This window comes from Xanthomonas sp. NCPPB 3582 (assembly GCF_041475735.2).
Lineage (GTDB): Bacteria > Pseudomonadota > Gammaproteobacteria > Xanthomonadales > Xanthomonadaceae > Xanthomonas > Xanthomonas codiaei.
Map to the genome: position 1 here is coordinate 3,543,258 of NZ_CM192968.1, position 17,908 is coordinate 3,561,165.

12 protein-coding genes are annotated in these 17,908 nt (G+C 67.7%); 3 read left to right on the plus strand and 9 right to left on the minus strand.

Features of this window, described 5'->3' with window-relative positions; all coding sequences use genetic code 11:
• Window positions 1–164: 164 nt before the first annotated feature.
• The 3 genes from ACCQ05_RS14960 to rpoE form a co-directional block, all read right to left on the minus strand.
• Window positions 165–1,745, minus strand: coding sequence for a DegQ family serine endoprotease (locus ACCQ05_RS14960; protein ID WP_372391199.1), 1,581 nt, complete (start codon window positions 1,743–1,745; stop codon window positions 165–167).
• A 109-nt stretch (window positions 1,746–1,854) separates the two neighbouring features.
• Window positions 1,855–2,724, minus strand: coding sequence for a sigma-E factor negative regulatory protein (locus ACCQ05_RS14965; RefSeq protein ID WP_372391201.1), 870 nt, complete (start codon window positions 2,722–2,724; stop codon window positions 1,855–1,857).
• A complete protein-coding gene (gene rpoE, locus ACCQ05_RS14970) occupies window positions 2,721–3,341 on the minus strand; it encodes an RNA polymerase sigma factor RpoE (RefSeq protein ID WP_064509110.1) in 621 nt (206 codons plus the stop codon). The genes ACCQ05_RS14965 and rpoE overlap by 4 nt, the downstream gene beginning before the upstream one ends.
• A 233-nt stretch (window positions 3,342–3,574) precedes the next feature.
• Between rpoE and ACCQ05_RS14975 the strand changes: the two genes are divergently transcribed.
• The gene (locus ACCQ05_RS14975) at window positions 3,575–5,656 is read left to right on the plus strand and encodes a 3-hydroxyacyl-CoA dehydrogenase NAD-binding domain-containing protein (RefSeq protein ID WP_372391203.1); all 2,082 of its coding nucleotides are present in this window, start codon (window positions 3,575–3,577) and stop codon (window positions 5,654–5,656) included.
• Between the two features lie 190 nt (window positions 5,657–5,846).
• Here the strand turns inward: ACCQ05_RS14975 and ACCQ05_RS14980 are convergent, their stop codons facing one another.
• The 6 genes from ACCQ05_RS14980 to ACCQ05_RS15005 form a co-directional block, all read right to left on the minus strand.
• Complete coding sequence (locus tag ACCQ05_RS14980) at window positions 5,847–6,827, minus strand: cation diffusion facilitator family transporter (RefSeq protein WP_372391205.1); 981 nt, start codon at window positions 6,825–6,827, stop codon at window positions 5,847–5,849.
• A 558-nt stretch (window positions 6,828–7,385) separates the two neighbouring features.
• The gene (mmsB, locus tag ACCQ05_RS14985) at window positions 7,386–8,288 is read right to left on the minus strand and encodes a 3-hydroxyisobutyrate dehydrogenase (protein ID WP_372394110.1); all 903 of its coding nucleotides are present in this window, start codon (window positions 8,286–8,288) and stop codon (window positions 7,386–7,388) included.
• A 126-nt stretch (window positions 8,289–8,414) separates the two neighbouring features.
• Window positions 8,415–9,587 (minus strand): enoyl-CoA hydratase/isomerase family protein, encoded by a 1,173-nt coding sequence (locus ACCQ05_RS14990; RefSeq protein ID WP_372391207.1) that lies wholly within the window; start codon window positions 9,585–9,587, stop codon window positions 8,415–8,417.
• Window positions 9,587–10,384: an enoyl-CoA hydratase gene (locus tag ACCQ05_RS14995; RefSeq protein ID WP_372391209.1), complete on the minus strand. Its 798-nt coding sequence runs from the start codon at window positions 10,382–10,384 to the stop codon at window positions 9,587–9,589. The genes ACCQ05_RS14990 and ACCQ05_RS14995 overlap by 1 nt, the downstream gene beginning before the upstream one ends.
• Window positions 10,381–11,562, minus strand: a complete 1,182-nt coding sequence (locus ACCQ05_RS15000) for an acyl-CoA dehydrogenase family protein (RefSeq protein WP_372391211.1) — start codon at window positions 11,560–11,562, stop codon at window positions 10,381–10,383. The genes ACCQ05_RS14995 and ACCQ05_RS15000 overlap by 4 nt, the downstream gene beginning before the upstream one ends.
• Before the next feature lie 10 nt (window positions 11,563–11,572).
• Complete coding sequence (locus ACCQ05_RS15005) at window positions 11,573–13,078, minus strand: CoA-acylating methylmalonate-semialdehyde dehydrogenase (RefSeq protein WP_372391213.1); 1,506 nt, start codon at window positions 13,076–13,078, stop codon at window positions 11,573–11,575.
• Window positions 13,079–13,212: 134 nt separating this feature from the next.
• Between ACCQ05_RS15005 and ACCQ05_RS15010 the strand changes: the two genes are divergently transcribed.
• The gene (locus ACCQ05_RS15010; protein ID WP_372391215.1) at window positions 13,213–14,598 is read left to right on the plus strand and encodes a helix-turn-helix domain-containing protein; all 1,386 of its coding nucleotides are present in this window, start codon (window positions 13,213–13,215) and stop codon (window positions 14,596–14,598) included.
• Between the two features lie 490 nt (window positions 14,599–15,088).
• Window positions 15,089–17,782 (plus strand): TonB-dependent receptor, encoded by a 2,694-nt coding sequence (locus ACCQ05_RS15015; protein WP_372391217.1) that lies wholly within the window; start codon window positions 15,089–15,091, stop codon window positions 17,780–17,782.
• Window positions 17,783–17,908: the final 126 nt, after the last annotated feature.

A 17,908-nucleotide genomic window follows, 5' to 3' on the forward strand; every position in this document is an offset into this window, starting at 1 on the left:
CCGGCGCAGCCGTCGTCAGGGTAACGCAGCATTATCGCATGCTTTGGAGCCGGGATTAGGGAGTCGGGATTGGGGATTGGAAACGGCAGAGCAGGAGCAGGCATCCCCGAGCGGGGGCCTGCTCCTGCCAATCCCGAATCACCAATGACGCATCCCGGCAGCCCTCAGCCGCCGGCCTTCAGGGCCACGTAGCTGGTGGCCTTGCCATCGGTGACCAGCAGCATGACCACATCGCCCTTCTTGTAGCTGGACAGCGCGCGGTTGAGCTCGGCGACGCTGCCGACCTTGGTGCGGCCGACGCGGGCGATGATCAGACCCGGCGACAGCGGTGGCTGGGTGCTACGCGCGGCAGCGCCGGTGACTGCGGTAATCCGCACGCCCTCACCCGCGTCCACGCCCAGGCGGCTGCGTTCAGCGGGCGTCAGGTCGGCCACCTGCAGGCCGAGCAAGGCCACGCTGGCCGGAGCCTCCGGCTTGGCGTCCTCGGCGGCGGTGCGCGGTGCAGCGCTGTCGCTGCCGTCCTGCAACGGCGCCAGGGTCACGCTGATCTGGCGCGGTTTGCCGTCGCGCAGGATGTCCAGGTTGACCTTGGTACCCGGTGCCATCAGGCCGATCATCGGCGGCAGATCGCTGGCCACCTCGATCGGCTTGCCATTGACTGCACGAATCACATCACCCACTTCGACACCAGCCTTGCCAGCCGGGCTACCGGCCGGGATATCGTTGACCAGCGCGCCGCGCGTATCCGGCAGGCCCAGGCCCTGCGCCTTCAACGAATCGATCGGCCCCACCGCCACGCCCAGCATGCCGCGACTGACCCGCCCGGTGGCCTTGATCTGCTCGGCGGCACTGAAAGCCAGGTCGATCGGGATCGCAAAGCTGATCCCCATGTAGCCGCCCGACGCGGAGAAGATCTGCGAGTTGATGCCGACCACTTCGCCGCGGGTGTTGAGCAGCGGGCCGCCGGAGTTACCCTGATTGATCGCCACGTCGGTCTGGATGAACGGCACGTAGCGCTGATCCGCGTACGGATTGCTGCGACCGGTGGCACTGACGATGCCGGCAGTGACCGAGTGGTCCAGGCCGAACGGCGAGCCGATCGCCACCACCCACTGACCCGGCTTGAGCGTATTGGAATCGCCCAGGCGCACGGTCGGCAGACCCTTGGCCTCGATCTTCAGCAGCGCCACGTCGTACTGCTCGTCGCTGCCCACCACCTTGGCCTTGAACTCGCGGCGATCGGTCAGCTTGACGGTGACCTCGCTGGCGCCGTCGACCACGTGATGATTGGTCAGCACATACCCGTCGGCGGAAATGATGAAGCCCGAGCCCATCGACTTGCCGGCAATGCCGCCGTCGTCATCGCCGCCCTGGCCAGGCCCCTGGCGCGGCCCGCCGGGCATCTGGAAATCCGGCCCGAAAAAGCGCTTGAAGAACTCCGGCATCTGCTCGTCGTCGGGCATCCCGCCCTGACCACCGCGCCCGCCCCGTGCCGAACGCGCCATCGCGTCCTTGCGGGTGGTGGTGGTTTCGATATTGACCACACCCGGGCCGACCTGCTCGACCAGATTGGTGAAATCCGGCAAGCCCGCCACCAGCTGCGGCGCCGGGGTGGTGCTGCGGTTGGCGGCGATCGGTGCACTGGCTTTGGCGGCGGACGCCGGTGCGCCTTGCTGGGCACAGGCGGCCAGCGGCAGGGTCATGGCGAGCAGGCCGAACATCTGGGTACGGATGCGGTGATTCATCGAGTTGCCTCCGATGGCAGGGCGACAGGAACCGGAACCCGTGCAGCGACACGGGTCCGACAAAGTAACGGGAGGGAGGGCGCCGAGTGGATGAAGATCGGCCGCCGGATCAGCGTTGAGGGTCCGGCGCCGACGACGGCTGGCTCGGTGCGGGAGCCGGGGCCGCCTGCGGCGCTGGTTCGAACGGATAGAACGCCGGGCCCTGACGGCTCTGGCTGAAACTGGCATTGAGCGGATTGTCGCCAACGCCAGACAGTGCCGCGCGTGGCCAGGGACGTGCCTGCAAGGTGGTCTCCGGGTGCGTGAACGGGCTGGACGACACCGTCGGACTCGCCGCGGCCGGGGGAGCGGCAGCGACCATCTGCACCGGCGCCTGCTGCTGGCGCGCCGCCGCGCTGCGCGCGACCTGCTGATTGCGGGTGGCGGCACCGCGACGCGTGGACGCCAGCGCAGCGGCCGGGACTGCCGCAACCAGCGCACCACCGTCGCCGGGGTTGGCCGGATCGGGAGCTGCAGGCGCCTTCGGCGCGATGGACGGCCGGGCGGTGGCAGGCACCTCGGCAACCGTGGCATACACCGGCACCTCGGTTACCGGCGGGGCCGGATCCGGCAAGCGCTCGCGCGCCATGAACATGGCGATCGCCGCGACCGAGGCGGCAATCGCCGCACCGCCGCCCCACCGCCAGCGTGCGGCCGCGCGCGGCGCCGGCTGCGGCAGGGGTGCGGGCTCATCGGCAATCGCACTACGGACCCGCGCCGCGAAATCCAGCGGGGCCGGCGCACTGGCCGCGCCGCGCAATACATCGCCGCAGAGCTGCCAGCGCTCGTGGCAACCGGCCAGCTCTTCGTCGTGGGCCAGCCGGCGCAACAGGAAACGCGATTCGTCGGCACTCAGCTCGCCGTCGACCAGCGCAGACAACTGCTGCCGGTAATGACGTTCGAACTTGTCGGTGGTGGACATGTCGGGGTTATGGCTCATACACGGTGTCGCTCACGGGTAGCGCTTTCGGTCTCCAGCAGAGGCCGCAGCTCGATGTCGATGGCCTCGCGCGCCCGGAAGATGCGCGAGCGCACCGTTCCGATCGGGCAATCCATCTTTCGCGCGATGTCCTCGTAACTTAGACCTTCCACCTCGCGCAGGGTGATGGCCGACCGAAGTTCTTCCGGCAGGGCTTGGACCGCGCGCATCACCGTTTGTTCCAGCTCCTGTCGCATCAGTTCACGCTCCGGGGTATCGGTATCGCGCAACCGGGTGGCCCCATCGAACTGCTCGGCATCGCTGATCTCGATGTCGTCGGTGGGCGGCCGGCGGTTGTGCGCAACCAGATGGTTCTTGGCAGTGTTGACGGCAATGCGGTGCAGCCACGTGTAGAACTGGGAGTCGCCGCGGAAACTGTTGATGGCGCGATACGCGCGCACAAACGTGTCCTGGGCCACATCCTGGCATTCGCTCCAGTCGGCGATGTAGCGCCCGATCAGGGCGACGATCCGATGCTGGTACTTGCGCACCAGCACATCGAACGCCGCGCTTTCGCCGCGCTGCACACGCCGGACCAGTTCAAGGTCCAGCTCCTGAGGTGTATCGACTTCGGCCATGGTGGGCCGCACTCCTGTCAGCCCACCGAAGTCGGGCAATGAGACCGCCGTTGAAGAGGAAAGTTCATACCGATCCGTACGCGTCACGCATCAGGGTGGCGGTACCGATGCGCCGCCGGCGACGCCTCGCCGAAGCGCGCGCCGTCCCCGTCGACAGGTATGGGTATTTGACGTGAAGGAAACAACCTCTGGATGATAACGGCCTTTCCTTATATCGCCGGACGGCCAACCGCATGCTTCCAGGTTTCGACGGGCTCCGATTCAGCCACTGGCAGGCCGACCTGCGCGAGGACGGCGTGCTCGTGCTCAGCCTTGATCGTCAGGGCGCAGCGGTCAATGCATTTTCGCAGGAGGTGCTGCTCGAGCTGGGCGCACTGGTGGAACGGCTGGCGCTGGATCCGCCCAAGGGCGTGGTACTGCGCTCGGCCAAGGCCAACGGCTTCATTGCCGGTGCCGACCTCAAGGAGTTCCAGGATTTCGACCGCAAGGGCACCGTCAACGACGCGATCCATCGCGGCCAGCAGGTGTTCCAGAAGCTGGCCGAGCTGCCCTGCCCCACGGTGGCGGCCATCCACGGCTTCTGCATGGGCGGCGGTACCGAAATCGCGCTGGCCTGCCGTTACCGGGTGGCCTCCGATGACGGCAGCACCCGCATCGGCCTGCCGGAAACCAAGCTAGGCATCTTTCCCGGCTGGGGCGGCAGCGCCCGCTTGCCGCGTCTGATCGGCGCACCGGCGGCGATGGACATGATGCTGACCGGGCGCACCGTCTCGGCCAAGGCCGCGCGTGCGATGGGCCTGGTGGACAAGGTCGCAGCGCCTGCCGTGCTGGTCGACGTGGCCGCTGCCCTGGCGCTGGCCGGCACCACGCGTCCGCTCAAGCAACGCGCCACCGCCTGGGCAACCAATACCTTGCTCGCCCGCAAGCTGCTGGCGCCGCAGATGCGCAAGCAGGTGGCGCGCAAGGCGCGCAAGGAGCATTACCCGGCACCCTACGCCTTGATCAATGTCTGGGAGCGGGCCGGCGGCAGCGGCATCCAGGCGCGCCTGGCGGCCGAGCGCAAGGCGGTGGTCAAGCTCGCCAGCACCCCGGCCGCACGCAACCTGATCCGCATCTTCTTCCTCACCGAGCGGCTGAAGGCGCTGGGCGGCAAGGAGGCCGGCGGCGCGGCAGCGACACCGATCCGCCATGTGCATGTGATCGGCGCCGGCGTGATGGGTGGCGACATCGCGGCGTGGGCCGCCTACAAGGGCTTCGAGGTCACCCTGCAGGATCGCGAGCAGCGCTTCATCGACACCGCGCTGGGCCGTGGCGGCGAGCTGTTCGCCAAGCGGGTCAAGGACGAGGCCAAGCGCCCGGCGGTGGCTGCACGCCTGCGTGGCGATCTGGCCGGTGCCGGGGTGGCGCAGGCAGACCTGGTGATCGAGGCGATCATCGAGAATCCGCAGGCCAAGCGCGAGCTCTACCAATCGATCGAACCGCAGCTCAAGCCCGATGCGGTGCTGACCACCAACACCTCGTCGATCCCGCTCACCGAACTGCGTGGCCATCTGCTGCGTCCGGCCCAGTTCGCCGGCCTGCACTACTTCAACCCGGTGGCGATGATGCCGCTGGTGGAGATCGTGCAGCACGACGGGCTGGATCCGGCCAATGTGGCGCGCCTGGCGGCGTTCTGCAAGGCGCTGGACAAGTTCCCGGTGCCGGTGGCGGGCACCCCGGGCTTCCTGGTCAACCGCGTGCTGTTCCCGTACCTGCTTGAAGCGGCCACCGCCTATGCCGAGGGCATCCCGGGACCGGTGCTGGACAAGACTGCGGTCAAGTTCGGCATGCCGATGGGGCCGATCGAACTGATCGACACCGTGGGCCTGGACGTGGCTGCCGGCGTCGGTGCGGAACTGGCGCCATTCCTGCACCTGCCGATTCCAGCCGCCCTGGCGACCGTGGAAGCCGGCAAGCGCGGCAAGAAGGATGGCCAAGGGTTGTACAAATGGGAGAACGGACGTGCGATCAAACCTGAGGTGGCCAGCGGCTACGCCGTGCCGGCCGATCTGGAAGACCGCCTGATCCTGCCACTGCTCAACGAAGCGGTGGCCTGCCTGCACGACGGCGTGGTGGCCGATGCCGATTTGCTCGATGCCGGCGTGATCTTCGGTACCGGGTTCGCCCCGTTCCGCGGCGGCCCGATCCAGCACATCCGCAGCGTCGGTGCCGACGCGCTGCTAGCGCGCCTGCAGGCGCTGCATGCCCGCTACGGCGAACGCTTCGCTCCGCGCCCGGGCTGGGACTCGCCGGTGTTACGCGAGCTGGTGGCATGAGGCCAAGCTGACCTGAGTAGCAGGCCCTGATACGCAAGAAGCCGCCTATGGCGGCTTCTTGCGTTTGCGCTCAGCCATCGGCGGGCACGCTGCTGCGCCATGCAGCGATACGAGTTCGATGCAGATGTCCGGGGACGCTTCAAGCGTTGCGGCAGAGTCCACGCACCGCCCTTTCGAGCATCGCAACGCCTCAGTGGTGGTGATGACCTCCATGCGCATGCGAGTGCCCATGCCGGTGTCCAGCATGCCCGGCGTGCCCGTGCTGCTGGGCGCTGGCTGGGGAACCGCAGGGGTCGGTGCCGCAATCGCCGCTTTCCACCTGCAGGGTCACGTGGTCGATGTCGAAGCGTTCGTGCAGGAGCGCGGCGAGTGCGTCGCGCAGCTGGTCGCGGTCGACGGACTCGCCCACCACCACGTGTGCGGTGAGTGCAGGCGTGCTGGAGGCCAGTGCCCAGACATGCAGGTCGTGCACATCGTCCACGCCCGGATAGCCGGCCAGGGCCTGACGTACCTGCGCCAGGTCGATGCCCTTGGGTACGCCCTCGAGCAGCACATTGATCGCTTCGCGCAGCAGCACCCAGGTGCGCGGCAGCACCCACAGGCCGATCAGCACCGCAAGCACCGGGTCGATCCAGTGCCAGCCGGTCCAGCGGATCAGCAAGGCACCGATGATCACCGCCACCGAGCCGAGCATGTCGCTCCAGACTTCCAGGTAGGCGCCCTTGACGTTGAGGCTTTCGCCGCTGCCGGCATGCAGCAGCTTCATCGCGATCAGGTTGATCACCAGGCCCAGCCCAGCGATCAGCAGCATGCCGTTGGAGGAAATGTCCTGCGGGGCGCGAAAGCGTTGCGCGGCTTCCCACAGGATGTAGGCACCCACGACGAACAGCAGTGCACCATTGACCAGCGCCCCCAGCGCCTCCAGGCGCACATAGCCGTAGGTACGGCGTGCGTCTGCCGGGCGCCGGCTCAGCCGCACGGCAAGCAACGCGATCATCAGGCCGAGCGTGTCGGTGGCCATGTGCGCGGCATCAGACAGCAAGGCCAGACTGTTGGACACGAACGCGCCGATGACTTCGGCCACCAGGAAGGAGGCCGTCAAGCCAAGCGCCCACCATAGCGGTGCTTCGTGGCGGATTTCGCTGGGGGCGTGGTTGTGGTCGTGTCCCATGCTGTGCGGCCTCGTGCAGTGCGCGCACACAGTAGGCGCGTGGGCATGCGGAGACTATTACACCTGTGCGTGATGAAATCACATCACGTGAGCACGGCGCTGCGCCGTATTGCCCGAGCCGGGCAGCCAATTGAAGCGGCTGACACAAGCGCTCGAACACCGTCGCAATGGCGGCACGCATTGACCCCACTGCCTTCATTGGCGAGTGGAAGGATGTCGTTGTGGCAGTGCGACTGCTCGGGTGGAAGATGCTGACAAGACCGCGCTTCGTCAGACACCGCGCTACACGCACTGCTTGCAAGCATGCATACCGACCATCCCGACAGGCCCTTGCCCGCCTACCGTCGCGGGACCTTATGCGGCATGGATGCCGCATAAGAGCCTACAGGGACGTACTTGCGGCGCGTCCGGCGATGGTGGGCGGGCAAGGGCCTTGCAGCCAGGCCGCAGATCATCGCTCTGCCCGCTACGCCCTCCTGTTCAATCACACGAGGGAGGCGAGTTACAACGCCGGCGAGGTCCACTTGCCGGTGGACGCAGTGGCCCTGTAAGCCGCTCTCACACCTTGGCGACCAGCTTGACCACGCTGGAAAAATCCAGCGCGCCGTTGCCGGCCTGGCTGTTCATCGCATACAGGTTGCGCGCCAGCTCGCCCAGCGGGATCGAGACACCGGCCTGCACTGCCGATTCGGCCACCAGCCCCAGGTCCTTGAGCATCAGATCGTTGCCGAAGCCGCCGCTGTAGCCGCGCGAAGCCGGTGCGTTGGGCAGCACGCCCGGCCAGGGATTGCAGACCTCGGTGGCCCAGCTGCGGCCGGTGCTGACCGCCATCATCTGCGACAGCACCGCCGGATCCAGACCCTGTGCCACGCCCAGCGCCAACGCCTCGCCGGTGGCGGCCATGATCACGCCCAACGCCATGTTGTTGCACAGCTTGGCGACCTGGCCGGCGCCGTTGTCGCCGACGTGGAAGATGTTCTTGCCCATCGCCTGCAGCACGGGGCGCGCACGCTCCAGTGCCTCGGCAGCACCGCCGACGATGAAGGTCAGCGTGCCGGCCGCCGCGCCGGCAGTGCCGCCGGAGACCGGGGCGTCCAGCATCGCCAACCCGCGTGCGTGGGCGGCGTCGGCCACCTTGCGCGCGGACACCGGTGCGATGGTGCTGCAGTCGATGACCAGCGCGCCGTCTGGAATCTGCGCCAGGATGCCGCCGTCGCCCAGGTACAGGCCCTCCACATGGCGGCTGGCAGGCAGCATCGAAATGACGATCTCGGCCTCGGCCAGGGTGTCGTGCGCCGAGCCGGCCGCGTGCGCGCCGGCAGCTGCAGCAGTGTCCAGCGCGGCAGGCACCAGGTCGAACACACGCAACTGGTGCCCGGCCTTGATCAGGTTGGCGGCCATCGGACCACCCATGTTGCCCAGGCCGATAAAGGCGATCTTGCTCATCGTGTCGATCTCCAGGTTGGAGCGTTCATCAGAAGAAGAAACATAGTGCGTCCTGGCCGGCAGCGACCTTGCGGCTACACGGCCGCGGGGCGCGGCGGCGCGCAAGCGCGCCCGCCTGCACGGCGCCGCACATCGCCATGCCTAGCGCGTGCCCAGATCGGCCAGCGGATGCTGCGCCGCCGGCCATGGGGCATCGAAGAAGGTTGCTGCCCACGCCGCATCGGCTTCGCCCAGCGATGCCGGTTGCCAGCGCGGCTGGCGATCCTTGTCGATCAGCAGCGCGCGGATGCCTTCGGCGAAATCGCCATGCGCGGCGGCATGCAACGCCACCACATACTCGGTACGGAACGTGTCGGCCAATGTTGCAGTGCCGGGATGACGTTGCAGTTCCCAGGCCAGACGTGCCGACCCCGGCGCACCGGCGGCCAAAGTGCTGCGCGCGGCCTGCAGCCAGGCGTCCTCGCTCTGCAGGGCGTCGATGGCCGCGACGACCTGTTCCAGCGTGTCGCCGGACACCAGTTGCGCGATCAACCCCGCATGCAGTTGCAGCGGGCCCGGCTCCAGCGGCTGTGCACTGCCCTGCAGGAAGGCGCCCAGTTGCGCGCGATCCTCCTGCGCATCGCCGCTCCACGCATGCGCGCTGAGCGCTTCCAGCACCGCCGGATACTGCGCATGTTCCAGCTGCACGTCGGCCAGCCCGGCATGGATGGCATCGCTGGCAGTGAGTGGAGCCCCGGTCAATGCCAGGAACAGGCCGGCGCCGTCCGGCACGCGCCGCAGCAGCCAGCTGCCGCCCACATCCGGGAACAGGCCAACGGTGATTTCAGGCATGGCCAGGCGCGAGCGCTCGGTGACCACGCGATGGCTGGCGCCGGACATCAGCCCGATCCCGCCGCCCATCACGATGCCATGACCCCAGCACAGCAGCGGCTTGGGATAGGTGTGGATGCGGTGATCCAGCCGATACTCTTCTTCGAAGAAGGCAGCGGCGTGCGCATTGTCCTGCGGCCTGGCGCGTCGCTGCGGAGCCTCGGGCACCGCCTCGCGATGCGCGCGCATGCTCTGGTGGAGCCCATGCAGATCGCCACCGGCACACAAGGCCTTGTCGCCGGCACCGCGCAACACCACGCAGGCGATCTGCGCATCGTCGGCCCAGGCCCGCAGCTGCGCGTCCAGCAGCCGTGTCATCTCCAGCGACAGCCCGTTGAGGGTCTTGGGTGCGTTCAAGGTGGCGATGCCGATGCGGTGCCCGTCGGCGCAGTCGCGCTGTTCGAACAGCACCGGCGCGTTGTCGCGTGCGCTGCTGTCCGGCATCAGGCGGCGCTCCAGCGCGGCGCGCGCTTTTCCAGGAATGCGGCAACGCCTTCGGCCTGGTCGGCCTGCTCGAACAGATCCACGAAGGCCTCGCGCTCGGCCACCAGGGCCGCGGCATGGGTGCCGGTGCGGGTGGCCTGCACCAGGCGCTTGCAGGCCGCAACGCTGACCGGGCTCTGTTTGCCGACGCGCTGCGCCCAGGCGATCGCCAACGCGCGCGACTCGCCCTGGCCGACGACCTCTTCCACCAATCCGATGCGCTGCGCGGTGGCGGCATCGATGCGTTCGCCCAACAGGATCATGCGCTTGGCCCAACCCTCGCCGACCAGCCGCGGCAGGTTCTGGGTGCCGCCGGCACAGGGCAGCAAGCCGACACTGGCTTCCGGCAAGGCCAGCTGTGCATGTTGTTCGGCAATGCGCAGATCGCAGGCCAGTGCGCATTCCAGCCCGCCGCCCATCGCATAGCCGTTGATGGCGGCAATCGACACGCCGCGGAACGCGCTCAAGGCCTCGAAGGCTTCGCCGAAGCGCCGCGCCGCTTCGCGTGCCACGGCATGATCGCCGCTGGCGAACTGCTTGAGGTCGGCACCGGCGCTGAAGAACTTCTCGCCCTGGCCGGTGATCACCAGCGCGTACACGCTGCGGTCGGTATCCAGGGCATGCACCAGCTCGCGCAAGGCCGCCAGGCTCTGCACGGTCCAGGTATTGGCCGGCGGGTTGCTCAGCGTGACGATGGCCACATGGCCATCGCGTTCGACCTGCAGGCCGGTGTGCACGCGCCCTTCCCACTCGCTCATCGCAGTTCCTCCTCGCCGTTGAGCAGGTGACGCGCCACGATCATGCGCATCACTTCGTTGGTGCCCTCCAGGATGCGATGCACGCGGCTGTCGCGCAGCAATCGCTCGATCGGGTACTCGCGGATATAGCCATACCCGCCGTGAATCTGCAGTGCCTCATCGCAGATGGCAAAGCCGGCGTCGGTGGCGAAGCGCTTTGCCATCGCGCACCACACCGTTGCGTCATGGCTGCCGGCATCGAGCTTGCGCGCAGCGGTGTGCACCATCTGCCGCGCGGCCACCAGCTGGGTGGCCATGTCGGCGAGCTTGAACTGCAGGGCCTGGAAATCGGCGAGCTTCTTGCCGAACTGGCGGCGCTCGCCCATGTAGCGGCGCGCGGCGTCCAGCGCGCCCTGCGCGGCGCCCAGCGAGCAGGCGGCGATATTGATGCGGCCGCCATCCAGTGCCTTCATCGCCATCTTGAAGCCTTCGCCTTCCTTGCCGAGCAGGTTGGCGGCGGGAATGCGCACATCGGCGAAGGTCACCCCGCGCGTGGGCTGGCTGTTCCAGCCCATCTTCTCTTCCTTGCGGCCGTAGCTGATACCGGGCGCATCGGCAGGCACCACGAAGGCGCTGATGCCACGCGCGCCGTCTTCGCCGGTACGCGCCATCACCACCAGCACATCGGTGGCGCCGGCGCCGGAAATGAAGGCCTTGCTGCCGTTGAGCACGTAGCTGTCGCCATCGCGCTGCGCGCGCGTCTTTAGCGAGGCCGCATCCGAACCGCTGCCAGGTTCGGTCAGGCAGTACGAGCCCAGCTTGGCGCCGCTGGTCATCGCCTCGCCCCACTGTGCGCGCACCGCGTCGCTGCCGTAGCTGGCGATCAACCAGGTGGCCATGTTGTGGATGCTGATGAAGGCCGAGGTGGAGGGATCGACCGTCGCCAGTTCCTCGAACACCACTGCCGCATCGAGCCGGCGCATGCCCAGGCCGCCCACGCCCTCGTCGGTGTACAGGCCGCAGAAGCCCAGTTCGGCGGCCTTGGCGATGGCCTCGCGCGGGAAGTGTCCTTCCGCGTCCCACTGCGCGGCGTGCGGGGCGAGTTCCTTGTCGGCGAAGTCGCGCGCGGCGGCGCGGAAGGCCTCCTGCTCGTCGTTCAGATCGGCCGCGTTGGGGTGGAGCTGGATGGCTACATTCATGGCGATCGGCTCACTTGAGGGAGATGGTGGTGTTGACGCCATGGCTCAGCGTCTGGTCGTCGAACCAGCGCGCGGTCACCGTCTTGGTCTGGGTGTAGAACATCACCACCTGCTTGCCGTACGGGCCGAGGTCGCCGAGCTTGGAGGCGCGCGAGCCGGTAAAGGAGAACAGCGGCACCGGCACCGGGATCGGCACGTTGATGCCGACCTGACCCACGTCGATGTCTTCCTGGAAACGCCGCGCGGCCGCGCCGGACTGGGTGAACAGCGCGGTGCCATTGCCGTTGGGATTGGCGTTGACCAGCGCGATGGCCTCATCCAGCGTGGCGGCTTCGAGAATGACCAACACCGGCCCGAAGATCTCTTCGTCGTAGATGCGCATGCCGGGTTTGACCCCGGAAAAGATCGTCGGACCGACGAAGTTGCCCTGCTCGAACCCCGGCACCTGCGGCGCGCGCCCGTCCAGTTCCAGGATGGCGCCCTGCTCCACGCCCGAGGCGATCAACGCCTCCACACGCTCGCGCGCAGCGCAGGAAATCAACGGACCAACATCGGTGCCAGCAGCGTTGCCCGCGCCGAGCTTCAGCTGCCTGGCCTTGTCCACCAGCTGCGCAATCCACTGCCGCGCCTCGCCGACCAGCACCAGGGTAGAGGCGGCCATGCAGCGCTGGCCGGCCGCACCGAAAGCGGCACCGACCATCGCATTGAGCGTCTGCTCCTGGTTGGCGTCCGGCAGCACCACGGCATGGTTCTTGGCGCCCATCATGCATTGCACGCGCTTGCCGGCCAGCGAGGCGCGGCGGTACACATGCGTGCCCACCTTAGTGGAGCCGACGAACGACAAGGCCTTGATATCGGGGTGATCGCACAGCGCATTGACCACCGCTTCGCCGCCGTGCACCACGTTGAGCACGCCCTTGGGAATGCCCGCCTCCAGCGCCAGTTCCACCAGCCGCATGGTCACCATCGGGTCCTGCTCGGAGGGCTTGAGCACGAAAGTATTGCCAGTGGCAATCGCCATCGGGAACATCCACAGCGGAATCATCGCCGGGAAGTTGAACGGGGTGATGCCGGCGCACACGCCCAGCGGCTGCAGCAAGGTGTAGGTGTCCACGCCGGTGGCGACGTTGTTGGCCAACTCGCCCAGTTGCAGGTTGCCGATCGCCGCGGCGTGCTCCACCACTTCCAGCCCGCGGAACACATCGCCCTCGGCATCGGCCAGGGTCTTGCCCTGCTCGGCGCTGAGCAGCGCGGCCAGCTCGGGCATGTGCTCGCGGATCAGTTGCTGGTACTTGAGGAAGATGCGCGCGCGGGTGCCGATCGGCGTCTTGCGCCAGCCGACGAAGGCCCGGCTGGCTGCGGCAACGGCGGCATCGACCTCGGCAACGGTGGCGAACGGCACCTGCGCCAGCACCGACTGGTCGGCCGGGTTGACCACGTCCTGCCACTGGTCGCTGGCCGAGACCACCATTTCACCATCGATCAACAGGGATACGCGGGGGACGGATTCGCTCATCACGGGCTCGCTCACAGGGGGCATCGGGCCACACCGGCCCAGTGCTTCGCATTGTTCGCACCCGGCCCGGGCATTCCCAGCCATGGATTGCTTAATCGCGCTAAGCTGCCTGCAAACTTTTGCGAAGTTTGCGAATGCCCCAATCCCTCACTTCCTTGCGGCATCAGCTGGGCCTGCGCCTGCAGCGGCTGCGCCAGCGCCACGGCCTGACCCAGGCCGAGCTGGCGCGCCGGCTGGGCCTGTCGCCCAGCTATCTGAACCAGATCGAGCGCAACCAGCGGCCGCTGACCCTGGCGATCCAGCAGCGCCTCAAGGCCACGCTGGGCGAGCTGGACGGCCTGCACGACCTGGACGACCCGGCTGCCCTGGTCGAGCCGCTGGACGATGCGCTGCGCAGCCTGGGCCACACCTTGTCGCCGCCCGAGCTGCGTGCGCTTACCGGCAACCTGCCGCAGGTAGCGCAGGCCTTGCTGGACCTGCAGCGCGCCCACCAGCATCTGCTGGAGCGCAATGCCGCGCTGGAAGTACAGGTTGGCGTGGGGCATGCGGCAATGCCGTCGCTGTCGCCCGGCGAGCAGGTGCGCGATTACTTCAACCGCGCGCACAACTATCTGCCCGAACTGGACGAGCGCGCCGAAGCCCTGCACGCCGAGCTCGGCGCGACCACCGACAGCCTGCCGCTGCGGCTACGTCAACGCCTGGCCGACCGCCATGGCCTGCTGGTGCAGGAATCGCCCGATCTGCACCACGACAAGCGGCATGTGGATGCACAGGCGCGCGTGCTGTGGCTGCCGGCGCACCTGCGCCCCGGCCAGCAGGCGTTCCAACTGGCCGCGCAACTGGCCTTACTGGAATGCGCCCCGCTACTGGAGGCGCGTATCGCCGATGCCGGCTTCGCCGATGCCGAGCGCATCGCGCTATCGCGGATCGGGTTGTCCAACTATTTCGCCGGCGCGCTGGTGATGCCGTACAGCGATTTCCTGCACAGTGCGCAAGCCTCGCGCTACGACATCGAATGGCTGGCGGATCGTTTCGGCGTGGGTTTCGAAGCGGTCTGCCATCGCTTGAGCACCCTGCAGCGGCGCGGCGCGGTGGGCTTGCCGATCTTCTTCATGCGGGTGGACCGCGCCGGCAACGTCTCCAAGCGCCACTCGGCCACCGACTTCCATTTTTCCCACGTCGGCGGCGCTTGCCCGCTGTGGATCGTGTACGAAGCCTTCAACCAGCCCGACCGCATCCTCACCCAGATCGCGCGCATGCCCGACGGACGGCGCTATTTCTGGCTGGCACGCCAGGTCAGCAGCGGGCCGCCAGGCTACGGCCGCCCGCGCAAGACCTTTGCGCTGGCGATGGGCTGCGACCTGCGCCATGCCGACCAGTTGGTCTATGCGCGCGGCTGGGACCTGGGCGCGGTGGACGATGCGGTGCCGATCGGGCCGGGCTGCCTGACCTGCGAGCGCAGCGATTGCGTGCAGCGTGCATTTCCGGCGCTGCCGCGCCTGGGAGCGAACTCACGCTGACGCGGCCGACCCCACTGCGCCGGCCGCGCATGGCTACCGCCGACGAAGGCTCGCCGCAGCGAGAACAGCCCCGCGGAGTCGCCCGGGCCGTCATACCTCTTCTGCGCCCGACGGCCAGGCAACACTGGCGCAGACCCGGAATCTCTCCACCGGACGGTCGACGCTTCGCGATGGACCTCATGTCCCCAACGCGACCAAGCAGACGCTAGCGCTGCACTGCAGCATTCCAAGCCGGGATAGCTCCCGCAAAATGCTTCATTGGAATGGAATGACTCACGCTTCTACCCTGAAGCGGACACGTGCAGGACAGGGGGGCGTCACGCGATCCAACCGATTGCAACAGCGCCGCGCAAACGAATACGCAACGCCAATAACGCAGCACCGCACCAACCGCCATGCCTCGCGATCGCGCCCGCCCACGCCGGCGCCGCGGGATCGCCACAGCCGCACCACACCGATTCGATCACATCGTCCTGGGAGGGATCATCCGATGCCTGTTCACCATACCGGTCGCCCGGCCAGCCGGCGCCTGCGCCGCACGCCGGTCCGCGACATCCTCTGCACCACCATCGCCTGCGTGCTGGCCACCGCGTTCGCCGCCCAGGCGCAACAGGCGCCGGCCACCGCACCGCCGGCCGCCAGTACCGACAATGCGGCCGGCAGCGACCAGGCGCCGGTCACCCTGGACAACATCACCGTGATCGGCCAGCGCGCCAGCCTGAATCAGGCGGTGCAGGCCAAGCAGATGTCCGACCATGTCGTGGAAGTCATCTCGGCCGACAACATGGGGCAGATGCCGAACGTCACCGTGGCCGAGGCGCTGGTGCGCCTGCCCGGCGTCAACGGCACCCGCGACCGCGGCAACGAGAGCCTGGCCACCGTGCGCGGCCTCGGGCCGCGCATGACCATGGGCACCGTCAACGGCCGCGAGATCGCCTCCTCCGAGCCCAACCGGGCGGTGCGCTGGGAAGTGTTCCCCACCGAGGTGGTTTCGACCGTCAAGGTCTACAAAACCCAATCGGCCGATCTGGTGGCAGGCGGTCTTGCCGCCACCGTGGACATCTCCACCATCAGCCCGCTGGACTACAACGGCCCTGGCTTCGTCGGCACCGCCGCGCCGGTCTTCTACGACCATGCCAAGGACGTTCCCGGCTACAGCCCCTGGGGGAGCCGCTTCGGCGCCAGCTGGGTGCACAAGATCAACGACAATCTCGCCGTCGCCCTGGGCGCCACCTACCAGAAGCAGAAGAACGCCGGCTCCTCGATCGGCAGCTGGGGCTATACCGATGCCAGCAGCGCGCGCGACATCAACGGCGACGGCACCCCGGACCCCACGCCGTGGGGCGCCGCCGACCAGCTGAAGTTGATCGATCAGACCCGCACCGGCGCGATGGGCACCGTGCAGTGGCGTTCGGGCAACCTGGACGTGAAGCTCGACGGCCTGTACTCGCGCATCGCGATCGAAGAAGACCAACTGCAGAACTGGTTCAACGGGCTGGCCTACAGCGTGTTCTCCAGCGGCGCCAATCCGTATACCGCACCGGGCTCGTCCTACACCATCGTCGGCGGCGACGTGGTGGCCGCCACCCTGGCCAACTCGAACCTGCAGGTCGACCATGTGGTCAGCCACTACAACGAGGTCAAGACGCTCGCTGCCGGCGGCCTGAATGCCAAGTGGAGCGGCGATGTGTGGACGCTGGCCGGCGACCTGTCGTTCTCGCAGGCCAAGCGCGACAACGAGTGGCAGGCGGTGCGCTTCGGCAGCAATCCGGACACGATCTCCTTCGACTTCCGTCGCACCATCAAGCCGACCATCAGTACCAGCTCGGACACGCCCGAGTACGGCATCAACGGCCAGACCAATCCGCAGGGATTGCGCGACAAGATCGCCGCGCTGGCGCTCAACGCCAGCCGTGCGGTCGATGCAGGCCCTTTCACCTCGCTGGAGTTCGGCGCGCGCGCGGCCCACCGGGAAAAACAGAACCGGGCCTTCGTCAGCAATCAGTCCAATTTCGACCAGCCCATCTCGGCATACCAGGACCTGATCTATCCGGTCACGATGCCGGGCCTGCGCGTGCCCACACTCACCGGCGGCAACATGCAGGAGATCGCCCGGATCGGCTTCGGCGGTTTCGATCCGAATGCGATCACCGAGCAGATGCTCGATCACTGGGCCGTCAAGGAGGACGTGCGCGAAGCGTTCGCCAAGGCGGTGTTCAGCTCGCAGCTGTTCGGCACCGATGTCACCGGCAATATCGGCGTGCGTCTGGTCAACACCCGGACCGACAGCGACGGCTTCGATTCGGTGGGCAGCACCATCCAGCCCAGCAGCGACAGCAAGGAGTACACCGATGTACTGCCCAGCGCCACGCTCAACTTCCTGATCGACGAGCAGCGCATCCTGCGCTTTGCCGTGGCCAAGGTCATCGCACGCCCGCCGCTGGACGAACTGCGTACCGGCCGCCGCCTGGACGACCCCAACGTCACCGTCGGCCAGCTCACCGGCAGCGGCGGCAATCCGCAGCTGGATCCGTTCAAGGCCACCCAGCTCGACGTCTCCTACGAGTGGTACTTCCACAAGGAAGCGCTGGCGGCACTGGCGGTGTATCGCAAGGAAGTGGATTCGAGCATCGGGTACCGCACCGATCGCGAAGTGATCAACGGCCTGGATTACCTGGTCAGCGCGCCGTTCAACGGCGGCGGCGGCCACATCAACGGCGTGGAGCTCACCTTCCAGACCCCGTTCTTCTTCATCCCGCACGTGGAGAATTTCGGCGTCTATTCGAACTTCTCGCTGGTGGATTCCAACCTCAAGGAATTCTCGCCGCAAGACAACCCGCTGCCGCTGAGCGGGCTGGCGCGCAGGACCGGCACCTTCGACCTGTGGTACAGCGACGGCACCTTCGAAGCGCGCGTGGGCTACAAGTACCACAGCCCCTACACCGTGGTGTACGGGTGGAATGCCGCGCGTCTGGCCAGGCTGCAGAGCGAAGGCACGGTGGATCTGAGCCTGAACTGGCAGTACAGCAAGCAGCTCGGCTTCCGTTTCCAGGCCAGCAATCTCACCGACGAACCGCTGCGCGCCTACACCGACAACCGGCCAGACCGCCTGGCCAACCAGGACGACGGCGGCTACCAGTTGTTCGGCCGGCGCTATCAGCTGGAGGCGACCTACCGGTTCTGATCCACCGTTTACCGCCTGGCGCGTTCGACGCCAGGCGGGCACGGCCATCGCGCGGCAGCGCACCGCTCCAGGCGGCGCCCGCCGGGCACCGGCTGTGCAGCAAGGCGGCCGCACGCTGCACGCCGC

What these genes read in the sequence shown, in the direction of transcription:
- ACCQ05_RS14960 (WP_372391199.1), bottom strand. Translation starts at nt 1,745, where the DNA reads ATGAATCACCGCATCCGTACCCAGATGTTCGGCCTGCTCGCCATGACC.
- ACCQ05_RS14965 (WP_372391201.1), bottom strand. Translation starts at nt 2,724, where the DNA reads ATGAGCCATAACCCCGACATGTCCACCACCGACAAGTTCGAACGTCAT.
- rpoE (WP_064509110.1), bottom strand. Translation starts at nt 3,341, where the DNA reads ATGGCCGAAGTCGATACACCTCAGGAGCTGGACCTTGAACTGGTCCGG.
- ACCQ05_RS14975 (WP_372391203.1), top strand. Translation starts at nt 3,575, where the DNA reads ATGCTTCCAGGTTTCGACGGGCTCCGATTCAGCCACTGGCAGGCCGAC.
- ACCQ05_RS14980 (WP_372391205.1), bottom strand. Translation starts at nt 6,827, where the DNA reads ATGGGACACGACCACAACCACGCCCCCAGCGAAATCCGCCACGAAGCA.
- ACCQ05_RS14990 (WP_372391207.1), bottom strand. Translation starts at nt 9,587, where the DNA reads ATGCCGGACAGCAGCGCACGCGACAACGCGCCGGTGCTGTTCGAACAG.
- ACCQ05_RS14995 (WP_372391209.1), bottom strand. Translation starts at nt 10,384, where the DNA reads ATGAGCGAGTGGGAAGGGCGCGTGCACACCGGCCTGCAGGTCGAACGC.
- ACCQ05_RS15000 (WP_372391211.1), bottom strand. Translation starts at nt 11,562, where the DNA reads ATGAATGTAGCCATCCAGCTCCACCCCAACGCGGCCGATCTGAACGAC.
- ACCQ05_RS15005 (WP_372391213.1), bottom strand. Translation starts at nt 13,078, where the DNA reads ATGAGCGAATCCGTCCCCCGCGTATCCCTGTTGATCGATGGTGAAATG.
- ACCQ05_RS15010 (WP_372391215.1), top strand. Translation starts at nt 13,213, where the DNA reads ATGCCCCAATCCCTCACTTCCTTGCGGCATCAGCTGGGCCTGCGCCTG.
- ACCQ05_RS15015 (WP_372391217.1), top strand. Translation starts at nt 15,089, where the DNA reads ATGCCTGTTCACCATACCGGTCGCCCGGCCAGCCGGCGCCTGCGCCGC.